We start from the raw sequence: 18,097 nt of genomic DNA, 5'->3' as shown, positions 1-18,097 counted from the left end.
CCGGCCCCCGCTGACGTCGTTCACCAGCGCCGCACCGGCCTCCAGCGCGGCCCGGGCCACGCTCGCCCGCATCGTGTCGATGCTGACGGCCACCCCCTGATCGGCGAGCCGCCGCACCACCGGAACGGTGCGGCGCAGCTCTTCCTCCTCGCTGACCCGCTCGGCGCCCGGCCGGGTGCTCTCCCCGCCGACGTCGATCAGGTCCGCACCCTGGGCCCGCAGTTCCAGGCCGTGGGTCACCGCCGCGTCCGGGTCGAGCCATCGACCACCGTCGCTGAAGGAGTCCGGGGTGACGTTGAGCACCCCCATGACCAGGGTCCGGTGTGCGGAGGTGGTCATTCCCGGCAGCTGGATGTGGGCCACGGCCTCTTTCCTCGTCAGCAGATTCGTGCGGTCAGCGCGCGTGGGCGACGATCAGGCTCATCGCCTCGGCCCGGGTCGCCGGGTCGCGCAGCTGACCACGCACCGCGGACGTCACGGTACGCGAGCCCGGCTTGCGCACGCCACGCATGGACATGCAGAGGTGCTCACATTCCAGCACCACGATCACACCGCGAGGTTTCAGGTGCTCGACGAGTGCGTCGGCGATCTGCGTGGTGAGCCGTTCCTGCACCTGCGGTCGTTTGGCGAAGAGGTCGACCAGGCGGGCGAGCTTGCTCAGCCCGGTGATGCGGCCGTCGGAGCTGGGGATGTAGCCGACGTGGGCCACGCCGTGGAACGGCACCAGGTGGTGCTCGCAGCAGGAGTACAGCTCGATGTCGCGCACCAGCACCATCTCCTCGTGCCCGAGGTCGAAGGTGGTGGAGAGCACGTCGGACGGGTCCTGCCGCAGCCCGGAAAACATCTCGGCGTAGGCCCGGGCCACCCGGGCCGGCGTCTCCAGCAGACCGTCGCGGTCGGGGTTCTCACCGATGGCGAGCAGGATCTCGCGCACCGCGAACTCGATCCGGGTGGTGTCGACGCTCGGGTCCAGTCCCTCGGCCGGGGTGTCGGCGACGGTGTCCAACTCGTGTGCCACGTGGTTCTCCAGTGCTTGGCGAATTCCGGCGCCCCGCCCGCCGGGAGATGAAAATCCCCACAGACTCCCCTGACGCGCGGGGGAACCTGCGGGGACCTTTCGTGCAGAACCTAGTTCAGGTCTCCGAGCTCGGCGCCGTGGCCGTTGGCCGAACCGTTGGCCGAGGCCGAGCTGCCGTTCTGGGCCAGGCGACGCTCGGCCGGGCTGAGCACCGGCGGAATGTCGGAGACGGCGCGGCGCTCGCTGGACAGCCAGACCGGGCGCACCGGGCTCTTGCGCACCGGACCGAAGATCTCGGCCAGCTCCGCCCGGTTCAGGGTCTCCTTCTCCAGGAGGGTCAGCACCAGCTGGTCGAGAACGTCACGGTTCTCGACCAGCACCTGGTAGGCCTCGTCGTGCGCGGCCTCGATCAGGCGGCGGACCTCGTCGTCGACGACGCTGGCCACCTCTTCGGAGTAGTCGCGCTCGTGGCCCATGTCGCGGCCGAGGAAGACCTCACCGCTGCTGCGGCCCAGCTTGATCGCACCGACCCGCTCCGACATGCCGTACTGGGTGACCATCGCCCGGGCGATGCCGGTGGCCTTCTCGATGTCGTTCGAGGCGCCCGTGGTGGGGTCGTGGAAGATGATCTCTTCCGCCACCCGGCCACCCATCGCGTACGACAGCTGGTCGAGCATCTCGTTGCGGGTGGTGGAGTACTTGTCGTCCTGCGGCAGCACCATGGTGTAGCCGAGGGCGCGGCCCCGCGGAAGGATCGTGACCTTGGTGACCGGCTCGGTGTTGTTCATCGCCGCCGCCACCAGCGCGTGACCGCCCTCGTGGTACGCGGTGATCTTGCGTTCCTTCTCGCTCATCAGCCGGGTGCGCTTCTGCGGCCCCGCGATGACCCGGTCGATCGCCTCGTCCAGGGCCCGGTCGTCGATCACCCGGGCGTTGGCCCGGGCGGTCAGCAGCGCGGCCTCGTTCAGCACGTTGGCCAGGTCGGCACCGCTGAAACCGGGGGTCTTGCGGGCGACACCCTCGAGGTCCACGTCGGGAGCCATCGGCTTGCCCTTGGAGTGGACGGTGAGGATCTTCGTGCGGCCCTTCATGTCCGGCGGCTCGACCGAGATCTGCCGGTCGAAACGGCCCGGGCGCAGCAGGGCGGGGTCGAGGATGTCGGGCCGGTTGGTGGCCGCGATCAGGATGACATTCGTCTTGACGTCGAAGCCGTCCATCTCGACCAGTAGCTGGTTGAGGGTCTGCTCACGCTCGTCGTGCCCACCGCCGAGACCGGCACCCCGGTGACGGCCGACCGCGTCGATCTCGTCGACGAAGATGATCGCCGGGGCGTTCTCCTTCGCCTGCTGGAACAGGTCACGCACGCGGGACGCACCGACACCGACGAACATCTCGACGAAGTCGGAACCGGAGATCGAGTAGAACGGCACGCCCGCCTCACCGGCGACGGCCCGGGCGAGCAGCGTCTTACCGGTACCGGGCTGGCCGTAGAGCAGCACGCCCTTGGGGATCTTGGCGCCGACGGCCTGGAACTTGGCCGGCTCGGCCAGGAACTCCTTGATCTCGTGGAGCTCCTCGACCGCCTCGTCGGCACCGGCCACGTCGGCGAAGGTCACCTTGGGGGTGTCCTTGCTGACCAGCCGGGCGCGGGACTTGCCGAAGTTCATCACCCGCGAGCCGCCGCCCTGCATCTGGCCCATCAGGAACCAGAACACGGCGAGCAGCAGGATCAGCGGGAGTACCCCGATGAGGAGGCTGGACCACCACGAGGACTGCGGCACCTTGTCGGTGAAGCCCTTGGTCGGCTCGTTGTCCTTCAGCAGCTGCACCAGCTCGTCGCCGCGCTGGGAGATGTAGTTGGCCTCGACCTGAAGGTGGCCCTTGATCTCGTTGCCGGCCTTCAGGGTCAGCTCGATGCGCTGGTCACCGTCGATCAGGGTGGCGCTCTCGACCTTGTTCTGCTCAATCAGGTCGATGGCCTGGTACGTGTCGATCTTCGAGACCTGATTGGGCGCGAACACGCGGGCCCCGATGATGAGCAGGACCACGAAGACGATCACCCAGATCGCCGGCCCCCGCGTCAGTCGTTTGACGTCCATGCCGTGTGTTCACCTGGAGCCGAAAAGGCCCCGACCCTCCTGCTCGTGCTCAATAGGACGACGGTACACCGATGCCCACAGACCGACCCGGCCTCGACCCGGCGGCCCGTGCACATCTTGCTGCGGACGTCGCCGCTTCCGGATGCTTTCTCCGGTTACTACCGACGCACGTCCGGAAGGCAGCTATGAGTGGAACGGAGGACATCGTCCTCCTGTTCCGCTCCTGCCGGTTCACAGTTGCGCTCACAGCTTGGCGCCAGGTCGGCGTCAGCTTGAGTACACGTGCTCCGCGAGGGTGCCCACCACCCGGAGGTTGCGGTACTGCTCGGCGTAGTCGAGGCCGTACCCGACCACGAACTCGTTGGGTATGTCGAACCCGACGTAGCGGACCTTGAGGTCCACCTTCATCGCATCCGGTTTCCGCAGCAGTGTGCACACCTCGACCGAGGCCGGGCCGCGCGAGCTCAGGTTGGCGATCAGCCAGGAGAGCGTCAGACCGGAGTCGACGATGTCCTCGACGATCAGCACGTGCCGGCCGCTGATGTCGCGGTCCAGGTCTTTCAGGATGCGCACCACGCCGGACGACTTGGTGCCCGAGCCGTACGAGGACACGGCCATCCAGTCGGTCTCGTAGCTGCGGTGCAGCGTGCGGCTCAGGTCGGCCATCACCATGATGGCGCCCTTGAGCACACCCACCAGGAGCACGTCCTGGCCGGCGTAGTCCTGCTCGATCTGCCCGGCCAGCTCGCCGAGTCGTGCCTGGATCTGTTCCTCGGTGAGCAGGACCTTTTCCAGGTCCGAACCCATGTCGGAGGCGTCCACGAATCTCCCAGGTGCATATCGGATGTGGATGTCGCGCCGGATCCGGCGGCAGCTCAGCCTGCCACAATCCGGCCGTGCAGGCTCAGCCGGGGCCCCCGGCCGGAGGTCGTGACCTGGGCCACCACTGCGCCGGGCAGATCCGCCCGGCCCCGGCCGGTGACCACCAGCCGCTCCAGCGCCAGCGCGTGCCGGTGACCCAGGGCCCCGCCGGGGCAGCCGGCCCGGAGCGCGAGCCCCAGCAGGGCCCGGCGGCGCAGGGCGGGCAGAGCCTCCCGCAACGGCCCGACAGCCACCTCGTGAGCACCGGTGAGGGCCTGCTCCAGCAACTGGCCCGCGAGCGCGTCCAGCGCGTCCGCGTCCTCCCGGAGCATCTGGGCGCTCCGGGCCAGTGCCTCCACCACCCCGGGACCGAGGGCCCCCTCCAGCTCCCCGGAGAGCCGCCGAACCCGCACCCGGGTGTAGGCCGGGTCGTCGTTGGCCGGGTCGTGCCACGGGTGCAGGCCGAGGACGGCACCGGCCCGGGCCACCACCTCCCGCCGCAGCCCGAGGAACGGCCGGCGGAACACGCCCCGGACCGCGGGCATGCCGGCCAGACTGCGGGCGCCCGAACCGCGCCCGAGGCCGAGCAGGACGGTCTCGGCCTGGTCGTCGAGGGTGTGGCCGAGCAGGACCGCGCAGGCCCCCAGTTCGGCGGCCACGGCTTCCAGGGCCTGGTACCGGGCCACCCGGGCGGCCGCCTCGGGTCCCCCGGGGCCACCCGCGTCCACCCTTGTGAGCCGTACCGGATCCAGACCCAGCGCGCGGCACTGCCCGGCCGCCTGCGCCCCGGCCGCGGAGGCCGGGGCCGACCAGCCGTGGTCGATCACCACCGCCCCCGCGCGGAACCCGTGGGCCCGGGCGGTGGTGAGGGTGACCGCGGCGAGAGTCAGCGAGTCGGGCCCGCCGCTGCAGGCCACGAGAACCGGCCCGGATCTGCCCGAAAGGTCCGCCAGGGCATCCCGGACCGCCACGTGGACGGCCGTGACCTCATCCATGCACGCGGCGTACCCAGGCCTTCGGGTCGTTGATCTCCTCGGGCTCGGGCAGGGTCTGCGGCGAGGTCCAGACCGCGTTGAAGCCGTCCATGCCGACCTCCTTGGTCACCCCGCGCACGAACTTCGCACCGTCGGCGTACTGCCGGGCCTTGGCGTCGAGCCCGAGCAGCCGGCGCAGCAGCTGGTCGATCGCGCCCCGGCCGGCCCGGCGACGGGTGAAGCGCTGGCGGATGGTGGCCACGGTGGGCACGACCTGCGGGCCGACCTCGTCCATGATCACGTCGGCGTGGCCCTCCAGCAGCGACATGATCGCGGTGATGCGGGCCAGCTTCTGCCGCTGCTCGGGGGTCTGCACGGCCTCGAGCACCGAACGGCCGTCACCCTCGCCCTTCACCATGTCGGGCAGCCCGCGCAGCACCTGGCCGAAGCGGTCGGCGACCTGACCGGGCTCCAGCATGAGCTCGCTGATCAGGCTGCGGACCTCGCCCAGCAGGTGGTCGGAGAGCCAGTCCGAGGCAGTGAACTGCACCCGGTGCGTCTCCTCGTGCAGGCACACCCAGAGCCGGAAGTCCTCGGGCACGACCTCCAGGTCGCGCTCGACCGTGACGATCGTCGGCGCGATCAGCAGCAGCCGGCCCGGGCTGGCGAACGCGTCGTACTGGCCGAGCACGCGGCTGGAGAGCACGCCGAGCAGGGCCCCGATCTCGGCGCCGGTGACCCGGCTGCCGATGGCGCTCTGCCCGGCCCCGGCCTTGCCGCGCTCCTCGTTCTTGGCCTGGACCTCGGCCATCACCGGGGCCAGCAGGGTGCGGAAGGCGGTGATGTTGGCCCGGGCCCAGCCCGGCCGGTCCACCACGAAGACACCCTCGCCCGGATTCGTCGTGAGCCCGGTGACCGACTGCACGTGCGGGTGCGCGGTGGCCGCGGCCACGCGTAGCTCCCCCACGATCTGCTGGGCCTGCGCCACGCTGACATCCGGGCCGGAACGCCCGACCCGGGCCGCCGTGCGCGCCGCCAGGTCCCAGTTGATCATCGTGTCGACGGGCTCAGCCACCACCGGATCCGCTGCCATGCACCCACGGTACGTGCTACCCCCCGGAGCAGCCGCACCCCACGAGGCCGGTGGCGAAGCGGTCCAGCGCCTCGCGGGCGGCCGCGGTGGAGGGCACCTTGTCGGCCATCACCGCGAACACCAGGTAGCGCCCGTCCTCGTCCACCAGCGTCCCAGCCAGTGAGCTGACGCCACTCAGCGTGCCCGTCTTGGCCCGGACCAGCCCGGTCGCCGCACTCTCCGACGTCGCCCCGAAGCGCTCGGCGAGCGTGCCGGACACCCCTGCGATCGGCATCCCGCTGAGCATCGGCCGCAGCTGCGCGCCGTCCTCACCGGCGGCCAGGGCGAGCACCGCCGTCAGCACCTGCACCGGGATTCTGCTTTCAGCGGAAAGCCCGCTGCCGTCCGCCAGGACGGCCCCGCCCACCTCCACGTCCTGGTCGGCCAGCTCGTTCAGGACGGCCGGGCCGGTGTCGGAGAAGGTCGCCCCCTCGCCGCGCTCGATGGCGACGAGCCGGCCCAGGGCCTCGGCGATCGTGTTGTCGCTGTGGTCGAGGGCGAGTTCGACCTGGTCGCCGATGGTCGCGGACTGCACCTTGCCCAGCGGGGTGGCTGCGACGGGCGCCTCCGACCGGGTGATCTTTCCCTTGACGGTGATGCCCTGGTCGGCCAGGGCGTCGGCGAACGCCTGCGCGGCCGCCTTGCCCGGGTCGGCCGAGCGCGGCACGTAGTTGCCCTTCTGTAGCCGCCCGGCGCTGATCTCGGCCGCGTAGACCGGGGCCACGTAGCCGTTCGTCACGTCGGAGGCGTCCCAGCCCCCGGCCATCGCCGGCCCCTCGAAAAGGGTGTCGTCCAGGGCTACCTTCACGCTGGTCGAGCCGCTGGCGGAGAGCGCGGCCGCGGCCTGCTCGGCCAGGGTGGCCAGGCCGGCGTGCCCGTCCACCGCGTCCTCGTCACTCTCCCCCGCGCCGAGCAGCACGTCCCCTCCGCCGACCAGGTAGACCGTGTCGTCGTCGAACACCGCCGAAGTGGTGACGGTGGCGTGCGAGCCCAGCGCGGAGAGCGCGGCGGCGGTGGTGAGCAGCTTGGCGGTGGACGCCGGGGTACGCGCGGTGCCCGAGGCCCGGCTGAGCACGTGCTCGCCGGTCAGCGGGTCCAGCACGTCGACCGAGACCGACTTGCCCAGGGCCTTGCTGCTCATCAGTTTGGCCATGCGTTCTGTGAGCTTCGTCGCGGAGATCTCCGGCGCCGCCGAGTCGACCGCGGGCAGAACCTCGGGCGATTCCTGCTCAGGCAGGGATGCACCGGGCACTTTCTCGGTCAAGGGCGCAAGGGCCTGCTGCGGGGAGGTCGACTGACGATCGCCGAACGGACCAAGTACCGTCAGAGCGACGATCAGTGCGGTGACGAGAACAGCGAACACGACGGACAAGCGGATCACCAATTGCTTGGACGTCCGCTGGGTGACGTCAGACACCCCGATCACAACCCATGGTCCAGAGGTACCAGATTACGCTGGGCCGCCCACACCACATGCCGGAAGGTAGCGAACACCCGTGGACTTCGACGTCACCATCGAGATTCCCAAGGGACAGCGCAACAAGTACGAGGTCGACCACGAGACCGGCCGTATTCGCCTGGACCGCATGCTCTTCACCGCCACGCGCTACCCGGCGGACTACGGCTTCATCGACAACACGCTCGGTGAGGACGGCGACCCGCTGGACGCCCTGGTCCTGCTGGAGGAGCCCACCTTCCCCGGATGCCTGGTGAAGTGCCGGGCCATCGGCATGTTCCACATGCGCGACGAGAAGGGCGGGGACGACAAGATCCTCTGCATCCCCTCGGGCGATCCCCGTCTGGAGGTCTTCCAGGACCTCACCGACGTCAACGAGTTCTACCGTCTCGAGATCCAGCACTTCTTCGAGACCTACAAGGACCTCGAGCCGGGCAAGTCGGTCGAGGACGCGGCCTGGGCCGACAAGGCCGCGGCCGAGATCGAGATCGAGAACTCGCGCAAGCGGCTCATCGAGGCGCAGGCGAACGGCACGTATCACTGACCTTCACAGGTTTTCACAGCTCAGGACGACCGGGGCCCCTCACCGTCGAGGGGCCCCGTCGGGTTTTGTGGCCCGAATTGAGGACGAGGTCCCGCCTCCCAAGCCAACAAGATCTTTGCCGTGATCATGCGAAACCTCCCCAGAGTTCTAGAACTGTCGTGGCGAGAGTTCTAGAACTCTGGGGAGGTTTCGCATGATCACGAAATATTTAGGGGCGGCCGGCGTAGGGCATGGCTTCTGAGCTGCGCACCGGCACGATCCGGACGAACGCGCCGGTGTACGGGGCCTCGATCATCTGGCCACCGCCGATGTACATCGCCACGTGGTGGATCGAGGCGGGGTTGCCGGGGTTGGTGCCGAAGAAGATCAGGTCGCCGGGGCGCATGCTGCCGTACGAGATGTGCTGGACCGACGCGTACTGCAACCGCGACGAGTGCGGCAGGGCCACACCGGCCTGGGCCCAGGCCTTCATCACCAGGCCCGAGCAGTCGTAGCTGCCCGGCCCCTCGCCACCCCAGAGGTAGGGCAGGCCGAGCTTGCCGCGGGCCCAGGACACCGCCCCGGCACCCGCCGAGCTGCTGCCGCTGGACGAGCCGCCCGACGAGGTGGACCCACCGGAGCTTCCGGCGGACGAACCCGAGCCCGAACCAGAATTCGAGTCCGAATCGTTGTCGGCCGCCTCCCGTTCGGCCTGGGCGGCGCGCTCGGCGGCCGCCTTCCGGGCCGCGGCCTCACGCCGTTCCTCGGCCTGCCGGCGCAGCCCTTCCTCGCGCTGCCGCTCGATCGCCACCGAGGTGCGCCGGGCGGCGGCCAGCTCGGTGAGCATCTGGCTCCGCTGCCGGGCGTCCTGCGCCAGCGCGGCCCGCGCGGCGGAGGCCTTCTGCTCGGCCTCCCGCTTGGCCTGTTCCAGCGCCCGGGCCGCGGCCTGGCGGCGCTTCAGGGCCTGCTCGGCCTGCGCGATGAGACTGTTGGCCACCACCCGGGCCGAGTCGGCCCGGCGCAGCACGCTCTGCTGGTGCCCGGCCAGCACCTGCATCATCGAGGCCCGCTCGAGCACGTCCTGCGGGCCCAGCGGGGAGAACAGCACGTCGAGCTGGGCCATCGGCCCGCCGCTGCGGTACGCCTGGGCGGCGAGCCGGCCCAGGTCCTCCTCGGCCCCGTCCAGCCGCTGCTTCGCCCGCCGGGCGACGGCCTGGGCCTCGTCCGAGGCCTTGGCCGCGGCCTGGAGCTGCACCTGGGCGTAGTCGTAGTTCTCGGCGGCCTGACTGAGCGCCACGTTCGCGGCCTCGGCCCGCCGGGCCGACTCGTCCATCCGGGCCTGGATGGCGTCCACGCGAGACTGCGCCTGCGCCGTCTTCCGCTGGGCCCGGCGCACGTCGTCCTGACCGGGAACCGGTTCGTCCGCCGCCGCACTCAGGGCCGGGCCACCGACGAGCACCGTGGCCAGTGCGAGAACCGCAGCCGTGTCGCGGGCCCGTGATCGTCGCCGTTTCGCTCGCACCTTGCCACCTCTCTCCGCACTCGCGGGTGCACCCGTCCGGGGCAACCCGCGCTTTCCCAGCGGAGTTCGGCAGTCGTTCCGATGACCTTTAGCCCGGTCGAGTGACGCCCTTCAGTGGGACCACCCGTGCCCCTGTCCCCAGCCTCCACTCCTGTGACGGAGAGTCCAAGGTGCGTAGAGCCGACCCGGAAAGGGCCGTCCGGCGGAGTCGCGTGGCCCTTTAGGGGGAGGGGCCAGGACCGGGCAACCCGTTCGCAGGTGACGTTCCGCCAAAACGCCTCGTGGGCGCCACCTTTTTCAGGTAACGCCCACGATGATGCCTGGCCGTGGTCGGACGGCGCTCAACAGGTGCTAGACCCTGGAACGGCCGACCAGTGCGAGCACCGCACCAACGACGAGGACGATCACGCCGATCCAGATGAGCAGGTTGCCGACGCCGCCGAAGCCGAGAACGGCCAGCACGACACCGACGATGATGAGGATCAGCCAGAGAGGCATGATGGAGCTCCCGTCATTTGAAGAGGCGCCAGGCGCCATTCGATCTTTCCGACACCAAGATCGAATCACGTACCCACCGACGCGGCATCCCGAGATGTACGCCCCTGCACCTATTCATCAAAATGGCCCAACTGACGCCCTACGCCGTGATTCTCCGCATCCGGGTGATCACTCCCCGCAGAGGTCCACGAGGAGCCCCAGCATGGTGGCGACCTCGTCCGGGGAACCCAGACGGTGGTCGGCCCGGGTCTCGCCGGAGCCCACGCGCACCGACACGTCACCGGCCTCCGTGCGCAGCACCGCGAAGGCCCGCTCATCGGTCACGTCGTCACCGGCGTAGAGCACCGCGTCGGCCCCGGTGATCGAGCGCAGGCGCCGCAGGGCGGTGCCCTTGGTCACCGAGACCACCGACAGCTCAACCACTTCCTTGCCGTGGGTGAGATGCACCCCGGGCCACGAGGCGGGCCCGTCGAGGGCCTCCTGGGTGGCCTTGGCCGCCACTGGGCGCATCGCCCGGCGGGTGTGGAGCACCACCCCGGTGGGCTTGGTCTCGACGTGCGTGCCCTCGTGCCGCGAGCTGATGGCCTCCAGCTCGGCCGTGGCCTTGGCCAGCAGCTCCGCCTGGGCATCGGTCAGCGGGGAACCGGCCGAGGACTCACCCAGCGGGTCACTGAACTCCGCGCCGTGGCTACCGACCAGCAGCGCCCGGGCCGGCGGCGTGGCCACCCGCACCAGGTCGTCCAGCTGACGACCGGAGACCAGGGCCACCCGCACACCGGGCAGCGCGGCCAGGGCATTCAGGGACCGCAACGCGGACGGCAGGGGGCGTGCGGCCGCCGGGTCGGCAACGATCGGGGAGATCACACCGTCGAAGTCCAGAGCGATGAGGAGCGACGGATGCATGGCGAAGCCCTCAAGCGCCGTCACCAGCCCCAGAGACAGTGCTGGGCGCCGGTTTTCCGGATCGATGACGACCAGCGGATCGTCCAGCACATGCCCGGGCTCTTCCAGCCCCTCGGTGTCGTCCAGATCCTTCTCGTCGTAGGCGTCGTAGGGGGTGGAATCACCGGCCTCCCAATACTTCTGCCCCTCGTCCACCGGAACCTGGGCCGTGGAGTCGCTCTCGGCCCGGGCCTCGGCCGCCGCCGGATCGTTGCGGGCCTCGGCCGCCGCGAGGATCGCCGACAGCTCGATGCTCTCGGTCGCCGGGTTACTCACCCGACCCGGCGAGGACTGGGGCGGCTCGGCCGCGGCCGACGCGGCGACCTTGAGGAACGTGGAGGCCCAGCGGGCCACGTCGAACTCGAACACCCGGCGGCGCATCGCCCGCATCCGGCGGGTGGCCTCGCGCGGCGAGAGCCCGGCGGCCCGCACGATCGCGGCCTTCACCCCGTCGATGTCGTGCGGGTTGACCAGGAAGGCCTGCGGCAGCTCGATCGCGGCGCCGGCGAATTCGCTCAGCACCAGGGCGCCCTGCTCGTCGTGCCGGGTGGCCACGTACTCCTTGGCCACCAGGTTCATGCCGTCGCGCAGGGCGGTGATCAGCATGACGTCGGCGGCCAGATACAGCGCCGCCAGTTCCTCGCGGTCCTGCGACTGGTGCAGGTAGTGCACGGCGGGGTGGCCCAGCTGGCCGTAGTCGCCGTTGATGCGCCCGACCGTGACCTCCACGTCGCGCTTCATCTTCTCGTACTCCTCGACCCGGTCCCGGCTCGGGGTGGCCACCTGGACGAGCACGGCGTCGGGCGGGCTGAGCACCTCCTCGGCGAAGAGCTCCTCCACCGCCTTGAGCCGGTGCAGGATGCCCTTGGTGTAGTCGAGGCGGTCGACGCCCAGCAGCACCACCTTGGGATCGCCCAGCTCGCGCCGGATCTCGCGGGCGCGCTCCTGGATGTCGGGGCGGCGGCCGAGCGCGTCGATCGACTCGGAGTCGATCGAGATGGGGAACGCGGCGGCCCGCACCTCACGCGAGGGGTGGTGGTCGGCGCTGCCGAAGCGCGGCTCGGCCGGCAGGTGCACCATGCCCCGGCGGGTGGCCAGACCGTTGCGGCGGCAGGCCCGCAGGAAGTTGTTGGCGTCGGCCGGACGCTGGAAGCCGAGCTGGTCGGCACCCAGCAGGCCGTCGAGAACCTGCCGCCGCCAGGGCAACTGGGCGAAGATCTCGTAGGGCGGGAACGGGATGTGGTTGAAGAAGGCGATGCGCAGGTCGGGCCGCAGGGCCCGGAGCATCTGCGGCACCAGCTGGAGCTGGTAGTCCTGCACCCAGACCAGGGCGTTCTCCGCCGAGTTCTCGGCCGTCTTCTCGGCGAACCGGCGATTCACCCGGACATATGATTCCCACCAGTGCCGGTGGAACTGGGGCTGAGCGATGACGTCGTGGTAGAGCGGCCAGAGGGCACCGTTCGACATGCCCTCGTAGAAGTCCTCGACGTCTTTCTTGCTCAGCTCCACCGGGATCAGGTGGATGCCGCGCGCCTCGAACGGCTCGGGGGCGTCGCCGGGGGCACCGGTCCAGCCCACCCAGGCACCGGAGTTGCGCTGCATCACCGGCTCCAGGGCCGAGACCAGGCCCCCGGGGCTGGGCTTCCAGGTGGTGGTGCCGTCGGGGGCGACCTTACGGTCGACGGGCAGGCGGTTCGCGACCACCACGAGGTCGCTGCGATGGTCGGGCTCGGTCTGCTGCTGCGACACGGGGTCGGCCTTCCTGGTCAGGTCATCGGTCCGCGTGTCCAAGGCGACGCGGGTGATGACGGAAAGGAACGTCCAATGACGAATCACCCATCGTGACGTCATTCACGCCTTGTAACCCTAGGCACTAAGGGCACCGCACGCCTCCTGGAGCCGCGTGGCACTTGTCTCGCCCTTTGGACAGTTTAGACTGATTTAGACCGTATAGCGTGGTTAAAATCTGCCACGCCATGTCCTGGCCTTTCCCGGATGGCGACTTCTGCTCACCCATAGCAACCGGCCTCAGCGTAGCCTCGGCCGCGTGACCAATTCCCCCGGACCCACGCCGACTCCGCCCGTCGTCGCCCTGCTCGGCACCGGCATCATGGGCCTCGCCATGGGCCGGAACATCGCCCGGGCCGGACTGACGCTGCGGGCCTGGAACCGCACCCCGGACAAGGCCCGGCCCCTGACCGAGGACGGCGCCCTGGCCGCCGGCTCCGCCGCCGAGGCCGTGACCGGCGCCGACATCGTCGTCACCATGCTGTTCGACGCCGACAGCGTCGCCGCCGCGATCGAGCAGGCCGCGCCCGGCCTGGCCGAGGGCACCCTCTGGCTGCAGACCAGCACGGTCGGCGTCGAGGGCAACGACCGGCTCGCCGCCCTGGCCGCGCAGCACGGTCTGGTCTACGTCGACGCGCCCGTGCTCGGCACCAAGGGCCCGGCCGAGCAGGGCACCCTGACCGTGCTCGCCTCCGGCCCGGAATCGGTGAAGGACGCCGTCGCACCGGTTCTCGAGGCCATCGGCGCCAGAACGCTGTGGGTCGGCGAGGTCGGCGCCGGCACCCGGCTGAAGCTGGTGGCCAATGGCTGGGTGGCCACCGTGACCGTCGGCGTGGCCCAGTCGCTGAAGATGGCCGAGGCCTTCGGCCTGGACCCGGCCCTGTTCCTGGAGTCGGTGAAGGGCGGAGCCGTCGACGCCCCCTATGTGCAGATCAAGGGCCAGGCCATGCTCGACGGCGCCTTCGACCCCTCCTTCGCCCTGAGCGGCGCCCTGAAGGACGCCGGCCTGATCGAGGAGGGCGCCCGCGCCGCCGGCGCCGACCCGGCCTTCGTGGCGATCGCCCGTGAGCACTTCGCCCGCGCCGAGCAGGACGGCCACGGCGACAAGGACATGGGTGCGGTCTACCTGTCCTACTAAAAAACCCTTCCGTGATCATGCAAAACCTCCCCGGCGTTCTAGAACTCTCGAGACCACAGTTCTAGAACTCTGGGGAGGTTTTGCATGATCACGGACGAAGGGGCGGGGACGAGGGTGCCCACCTCCTCGACGAAGAGGCGGGCACCCCATCTCACCTCTAGCCGACCGTGACCTTCTGCTTCAGGTCGTTCAGCCCCGTCGCCGCGTCCCAGGTGCCCTGGTTGGCGACCTGGACGGCATAGTCCCCGGAAGCCGACGAAGCCGACGGGACGGAGAGGTAGACGTCGTACGTGCCGGCCGGGACCTCATCCAGAAGCCCTGTGAGCGTGACCGTCTCACCCGGCGCCCAGGTCCGTACGTCGGAGTGGTCCTCGAAGGCCACCGGGTGGGTGGCGTCCGCGCTCTTCAGCACCAGCTGCGCCGTGCGCAGGTTGTAGGGCGCGGCCCAGCCGTCGTTGCGTACGCTCAGCGACACCGAATCGTCCGAGACCGTGCTCTCCGTCATCACGAAGCGGTAGCCCAGCTTCTGGGCCGTCTCGGTGAGACCGGTCTCGCCCCAGCTGTTCAGCACGTCGGCGTTGTAGTCGCGGTTGAGGTAACTGTAGTGATAGCGCTGCATTTCGGCCGAGGCACTGGCCCACTCCGAGCGCGGTGCGTTCACTCCGCAGGTCTCCCCGCCGACCGGCAGGTAGGCGCTGTCGGCCTCCAGGTACTCCTGGTCGAGCGTGATCGGGTCGGACAGGAACGTGCCGTAGTCGTCGGCCGAGGCCAGGAAACAGTCGTTGTGATGGCCGATGCGGGCCTGGTCCGATCCGCTGAAGCCGTCCGACGCCGTCAGCGGATCGGCCGACCCCACGTACTGCTGCTTCGAGAACATGGTGCGGGCCGCCACCATCCGCTCGTCCGGCACCGCGTCGAGCAGGGCCTTCAGCACGGCGTTGCGCTTCTCCCAATCGGCGGCCGTGACCACCCCGGGGTTGGCCGGGTCGGCCACGAAGTGGTCGGTGTAGTAACCCTCACCCCACAGGCCGATGAAACCCTGCTGCACGAGCTCGATCACGTCGACGTAGTCACTGAAGACCGGTTTCAGCTGGTCGATGTGAGCCAGCACGGTGTCGAGCGAGGCGTCGCCGTAGGGCGCGCTGTACGGCCAGTCGCCGCCCTGCGCGTAGGCGAAGCGCACGATGACCGAGATCCCGGCCTCCCGCGCGGTGTCGAGGTCGGCGCGCACCTTCGCCAGGTAGGCGTCACTGATGGCGGCGCCGGAGGCGAAGTCTTCCAGGTAGAACACCCGCAGAATCTGGGTGATGCCCTGATCCCGGTATCCGGCAAGGGTTTGCGCGTTCAAGGGGGTGTAGCCGGTGCTGTGCGTCTCGGTGTGCTTGTAGAAGCCGCGTTCGGGGTTGGCGATCACGGCGTCGCTGGCCGTATAGGTCACCGTCTCGGGTTCGGCCGCCGAGGCGGAGAACGCAATGCCGCCGCACAACATCAAACTCGCTACCGTGCCCGCAAGGATCCGCTTGGTGTGTCGCATGGGTCGCAGGCTAAGGAGCGTCAGGTCAGCGCGGCATTAGATTGACGTTATGCCAACCATCGCCACCGCGAAGCGCGTGGAGCTCGAGGAGCTGCTGGAGTTCATCCGGCCGCGCCACCGGGCCACGCTCGTCACCACCCGCTCCGACGGCAGCCCACAGCTGTCCCTGGTCTCCTGCGGTGTCGACCCACAGGGCCGGATCGTCATCTCGACCTACCCCGAGCGGGCCAAGGCCATCAACCTGAAGCGCCGTCCCACCGCGTCGGTCTGCATCCAGTCCGACGAGTGGAACGGCGCCTACGTCCAGGTCGACGGCACCGCCGAGGTGATCGACCTGCCCGACTCGGTCGAGCCGCTGGTCGAGTACTTCCGCAGCATCGCCGGTGAGCACCCGGACTGGGACGAGTACCGCGAGGCCATGGTCAAGCAGGGCAAGAGCCTGATCCGGATCACCCCCGAGCGGTGGGGACCGATCGCCACCGGCGGGTTCCCGCCGGGGAGAGCACCCGCGTCCTGAATCGGTGAAAGCCCCTCAGGCCTCGGTGACGATCTCGAAGGCCCAGATGCTCGAGCCGGTGGCGGCGGGACCGTCGCCGGCCGGGCGGGCGCTGCCCTCACCGTGGCCCCGGGCGAAGGCCTGCGAGGACTGCCAGGCCTCGAAGTCCTCCTTGGTGTTCCACCGGGTGTAGACCAGGTACTGGTCGGTACCCTCGACCGGGCGCAGGAGCTCGAAGTGCTCGAAGCCCTTGCTGTTCTCCACCATGCCGGCGCGGGTGCTGAAGCGCTGCTCCAGCACCTCGCCGCGTCCACCGGGAACGGTCAGTACGTTGATGACCACATAAGACATGCCCCCATCCTGGTACACCGGGCGATCGGCCCGATAGGCGCAGTGCCGCGGCGCCCCCATTAGAGTGCCTCCTCGTGAGCAGCATCCTGTCCGGCCCGGTGATCGCCCTCGGCCTGATCACCTCGATCTGGAGCGTTCTGCTCTTCGCCCGGGACCGCCGGGCCAGCAACACCATGCTGCTGGTGCTGATCGCCTTCGAGGTGCTGCTGCTGGTCCAGCTGATCGTCGCGATCGTGCTGGTGACGCGCGGCGAACGGCCCGACGAGACCGCCACGTTCATCGCCTACGCCGCCAGTGAGCTGCTGATCCTACCCGCAGGAGTGTTCTGGTCGGCCGCGGACAAGTCCAGGACCAGCGTCCTGGTGATCTTCATTGCCTGCTTTGCCGTGGCCGTGATGACGGCCCGGATGTTTCAGATCTGGAGCACCGTCGGTGGATGACCCCCGCACCTCTGGCCCGGGACGGCTTCTCGTGGCCGTCTACGCGATCTTCGCCCTGGCCGCCTGCTCCCGCGCGATCGTCCAGATCGCCACGGAGTTCAGCAACGCCCCTCTGCCCTACCTGCTGTCGCTGCTCTCCGGCATCGTCTACGTGATCGCCACCCTGGCTCTCGCCCGCCCGGGAGCGACCTGGCGCCGGGTCGCGCTGGCCACGTGCACCTTCGAACTGGTCGGCGTGATCGGTGTGGGCCTGTTCAGCGTGCTCGACTCCGGCGACTTCCCCGACGCGACGGTCTGGTCGAACTTCGGGCAGGGCTACGGCTACGTACCGCTGGTGCTGCCGATGATCGGCCTGTACTGGCTGTGGCGCACGCGCACCCAGGTCCCGGTTACGCCGGTCTGACGCCACCTCCTCGCCCCACGGGGAGAACTCCGGCCGCGGTGGACCCGAAGAGGACCTACGACAAGCACTGGGCCCGGTAGAGGTCAGGTAGCGCTGACGGGGACCCGGGTGGCCAGCTGCCGCAGTGCCCGCTCGGTGGCGCTGCCCGGGTCGGCGGTGATGAAGACGACCTGCTGATCGTCTTCCGGCACCGCGAGCACGTCACAGTTCAGGCGCAGGCGGCCGAGTTCCGGGTGCTCGAGCGTCTTCACCTGGTGGCCGGGCAGTCTCACCGGGTTGCGCGCCCAGAGCTCGCGGAATTCCTCACTGCCGTCGCGCAGGTCGTTCAGTAGCCGGTTCAGGGCGGCGTCGTGCGGGTATCGCACGGCCGCGCCCCGCAGCCGGGTCACCACGATCTCGGCGAACTCCGGCGCCATCACCTGGGCGGCGTGGGCATCGGAGAGAAATCGGCGGCGGGCCAGGTTGCGGCCCTCCTGCGGCCCGAGAAGCGCTGCGGCAAGCGGATTCCAGCCCACCACGTCATAGTTCGCGGCAGTTACCACGGCCGCCGTGCCCGGCATCCGGTGCAGGAGACCGGCCACGTGAGGACGAACACGGCGAGCCGGCGCGGACGGCGCCTGCGGGGCGCTGCCGGCCAGACGGAACAGGTGGATGCGCTCAGCCGGCCCCAGACGCAGAGCTCCGCCGACCGCCTCAAGCACACCCGGCGAGGGACGCGGGCCCCGCCCCTGTTCCAGCCGGGCGTAGTAGTCCACCGACATCCCGGCGAGTTCGGCGACCTCCTCACGGCGCAGCCCGGGCGTGCGGCGACGACGGCCCGGGGGCAGCCCGGCGTCCACGGGGCGCAGCGCCTCCCGGCGGTCGCGCAGGAACCGGGCCAGTTCGGTTCTCGGCATGTTCCCTGAACGCGCTTTTCCCCGTG

The 18,097-nt window shown here is 69.9% G+C and carries 18 protein-coding genes; 5 read left to right on the top strand and 13 right to left on the bottom strand.

The features are described from left to right. The 7 genes from LR393_RS25505 to dacB form a co-directional block, all read right to left on the bottom strand. Window positions 1-339: dihydropteroate synthase (locus tag LR393_RS25505; protein ID WP_407937353.1), on the bottom strand; the 339-nt coding region annotated here is incomplete at its 3' end. 55 nt (window positions 340-394) lie between these two features. Beyond that, window positions 395-1,018 (bottom strand): GTP cyclohydrolase I FolE, encoded by a 624-nt coding sequence (gene folE, locus LR393_RS25500; RefSeq protein WP_331282983.1) that lies wholly within the window; start codon window positions 1,016-1,018, stop codon window positions 395-397. 110 nt (window positions 1,019-1,128) lie between these two features. Next, a complete protein-coding gene (ftsH, locus tag LR393_RS25495) occupies window positions 1,129-3,117 on the bottom strand; it encodes an ATP-dependent zinc metalloprotease FtsH (protein ID WP_231487241.1) in 1,989 nt (662 codons plus the stop codon). A gap of 267 nt (window positions 3,118-3,384) precedes the next feature. Further along, window positions 3,385-3,939, bottom strand: coding sequence for a hypoxanthine phosphoribosyltransferase (hpt, locus tag LR393_RS25490; protein WP_331282982.1), 555 nt, complete (start codon window positions 3,937-3,939; stop codon window positions 3,385-3,387). A gap of 53 nt (window positions 3,940-3,992) precedes the next feature. Continuing rightward, entirely contained in the window at window positions 3,993-4,973 is a 981-nt protein-coding gene (gene tilS / locus LR393_RS25485; RefSeq protein WP_231487240.1) for a tRNA lysidine(34) synthetase TilS, read from the bottom strand. Further along, a complete protein-coding gene (locus tag LR393_RS25480; protein WP_231487239.1) occupies window positions 4,966-6,045 on the bottom strand; it encodes a zinc-dependent metalloprotease in 1,080 nt (359 codons plus the stop codon). Before LR393_RS25480 ends, tilS begins: the two co-directional genes overlap by 8 nt. A 16-nt stretch (window positions 6,046-6,061) precedes the next feature. Further along, window positions 6,062-7,501 (bottom strand): D-alanyl-D-alanine carboxypeptidase/D-alanyl-D-alanine endopeptidase, encoded by a 1,440-nt coding sequence (gene dacB / locus LR393_RS25475; RefSeq protein WP_231487238.1) that lies wholly within the window; start codon window positions 7,499-7,501, stop codon window positions 6,062-6,064. 79 nt (window positions 7,502-7,580) lie between these two features. On the opposite strand from dacB, the gene LR393_RS25470 reads away from it, so the two are divergent. Beyond that, a complete protein-coding gene (locus LR393_RS25470) occupies window positions 7,581-8,084 on the top strand; it encodes an inorganic diphosphatase (RefSeq protein ID WP_231487237.1) in 504 nt (167 codons plus the stop codon). 208 nt (window positions 8,085-8,292) lie between these two features. Here the strand turns inward: LR393_RS25470 and LR393_RS36655 are convergent, their stop codons facing one another. From LR393_RS36655 to otsB, 3 genes are all read right to left on the bottom strand, one after another. Continuing rightward, the gene (locus LR393_RS36655; RefSeq protein WP_231487236.1) at window positions 8,293-9,585 is read right to left on the bottom strand and encodes a C40 family peptidase; all 1,293 of its coding nucleotides are present in this window, start codon (window positions 9,583-9,585) and stop codon (window positions 8,293-8,295) included. Window positions 9,586-9,936: 351 nt separating this feature from the next. After that, window positions 9,937-10,083 (bottom strand): hypothetical protein, encoded by a 147-nt coding sequence (locus tag LR393_RS25460; RefSeq protein ID WP_231487235.1) that lies wholly within the window; start codon window positions 10,081-10,083, stop codon window positions 9,937-9,939. Between the two features lie 168 nt (window positions 10,084-10,251). Further along, the gene (gene otsB, locus LR393_RS35720; RefSeq protein ID WP_407937350.1) at window positions 10,252-12,876 is read right to left on the bottom strand and encodes a trehalose-phosphatase; all 2,625 of its coding nucleotides are present in this window, start codon (window positions 12,874-12,876) and stop codon (window positions 10,252-10,254) included. A gap of 196 nt (window positions 12,877-13,072) precedes the next feature. Between otsB and LR393_RS25445 the strand changes: the two genes are divergently transcribed. Further along, a complete protein-coding gene (locus LR393_RS25445) occupies window positions 13,073-13,951 on the top strand; it encodes an NAD(P)-dependent oxidoreductase (protein ID WP_231487234.1) in 879 nt (292 codons plus the stop codon). Between the two features lie 157 nt (window positions 13,952-14,108). Here the strand turns inward: LR393_RS25445 and LR393_RS25440 are convergent, their stop codons facing one another. Continuing rightward, entirely contained in the window at window positions 14,109-15,485 is a 1,377-nt protein-coding gene (locus tag LR393_RS25440) for a DUF4832 domain-containing protein (protein WP_231487233.1), read from the bottom strand. Window positions 15,486-15,534: 49 nt separating this feature from the next. Here LR393_RS25440 and LR393_RS25435 point away from each other — a divergent pair, with 49 nt between their 5' ends. Beyond that, complete coding sequence (locus tag LR393_RS25435; RefSeq protein WP_231487232.1) at window positions 15,535-16,002, top strand: PPOX class F420-dependent oxidoreductase; 468 nt, start codon at window positions 15,535-15,537, stop codon at window positions 16,000-16,002. Window positions 16,003-16,017: 15 nt separating this feature from the next. Here LR393_RS25435 and LR393_RS25430 read toward each other — a convergent pair whose 3' ends face one another. Beyond that, window positions 16,018-16,332 carry an antibiotic biosynthesis monooxygenase family protein gene (locus tag LR393_RS25430; protein ID WP_231487231.1) on the bottom strand — a complete coding sequence of 105 codons (315 nt, stop codon included), beginning with the start codon at window positions 16,330-16,332 and terminating at the stop codon, window positions 16,018-16,020. Window positions 16,333-16,406: 74 nt separating this feature from the next. Between LR393_RS25430 and LR393_RS25425 the strand changes: the two genes are divergently transcribed. Together LR393_RS25425 and LR393_RS25420 are read left to right on the top strand one after the other, a co-directional pair. After that, on the top strand, window positions 16,407-16,772 hold the full coding sequence (locus LR393_RS25425; protein ID WP_231487230.1) for a hypothetical protein: 366 nt from the start codon (window positions 16,407-16,409) through the stop codon (window positions 16,770-16,772). After that, complete coding sequence (locus LR393_RS25420) at window positions 16,765-17,175, top strand: hypothetical protein (RefSeq protein WP_231487229.1); 411 nt, start codon at window positions 16,765-16,767, stop codon at window positions 17,173-17,175. Before LR393_RS25425 ends, LR393_RS25420 begins: the two co-directional genes overlap by 8 nt. Before the next feature lie 83 nt (window positions 17,176-17,258). On the opposite strand, the gene LR393_RS25415 is transcribed toward LR393_RS25420, so the two are convergent. Further along, window positions 17,259-18,071 carry a helix-turn-helix transcriptional regulator gene (locus tag LR393_RS25415; protein WP_231487228.1) on the bottom strand — a complete coding sequence of 271 codons (813 nt, stop codon included), beginning with the start codon at window positions 18,069-18,071 and terminating at the stop codon, window positions 17,259-17,261. Window positions 18,072-18,097: the final 26 nt, after the last annotated feature.

Source organism: Kineosporia mesophila, assembly GCF_021129235.1.
GTDB classification, from domain to species: domain Bacteria; phylum Actinomycetota; class Actinomycetes; order Actinomycetales; family Kineosporiaceae; genus Kineosporia; species Kineosporia mesophila.
This window is presented reverse-complemented; position numbering and strand designations above follow the sequence as displayed.

Excerpts from the sequence above, each read along its gene's own strand:
- ftsH (WP_231487241.1), bottom strand. The coding sequence starts at position 3,117 with ATGGACGTCAAACGACTGACGCGGGGGCCGGCGATCTGGGTGATCGTC.
- tilS (WP_231487240.1), bottom strand. The coding sequence starts at position 4,973 with ATGGATGAGGTCACGGCCGTCCACGTGGCGGTCCGGGATGCCCTGGCG.
- LR393_RS25480 (WP_231487239.1), bottom strand. The coding sequence starts at position 6,045 with ATGGCAGCGGATCCGGTGGTGGCTGAGCCCGTCGACACGATGATCAAC.
- LR393_RS25460 (WP_231487235.1), bottom strand. The coding sequence starts at position 10,083 with ATGCCTCTCTGGCTGATCCTCATCATCGTCGGTGTCGTGCTGGCCGTT.
- otsB (WP_407937350.1), bottom strand. The coding sequence starts at position 12,876 with ATGACGTCACGATGGGTGATTCGTCATTGGACGTTCCTTTCCGTCATC.
- LR393_RS25440 (WP_231487233.1), bottom strand. The coding sequence starts at position 15,485 with ATGCGACACACCAAGCGGATCCTTGCGGGCACGGTAGCGAGTTTGATG.
- LR393_RS25435 (WP_231487232.1), top strand. The coding sequence starts at position 15,535 with ATGCCAACCATCGCCACCGCGAAGCGCGTGGAGCTCGAGGAGCTGCTG.
- LR393_RS25430 (WP_231487231.1), bottom strand. The coding sequence starts at position 16,332 with ATGTCTTATGTGGTCATCAACGTACTGACCGTTCCCGGTGGACGCGGC.
- LR393_RS25415 (WP_231487228.1), bottom strand. The coding sequence starts at position 18,071 with ATGCCGAGAACCGAACTGGCCCGGTTCCTGCGCGACCGCCGGGAGGCG.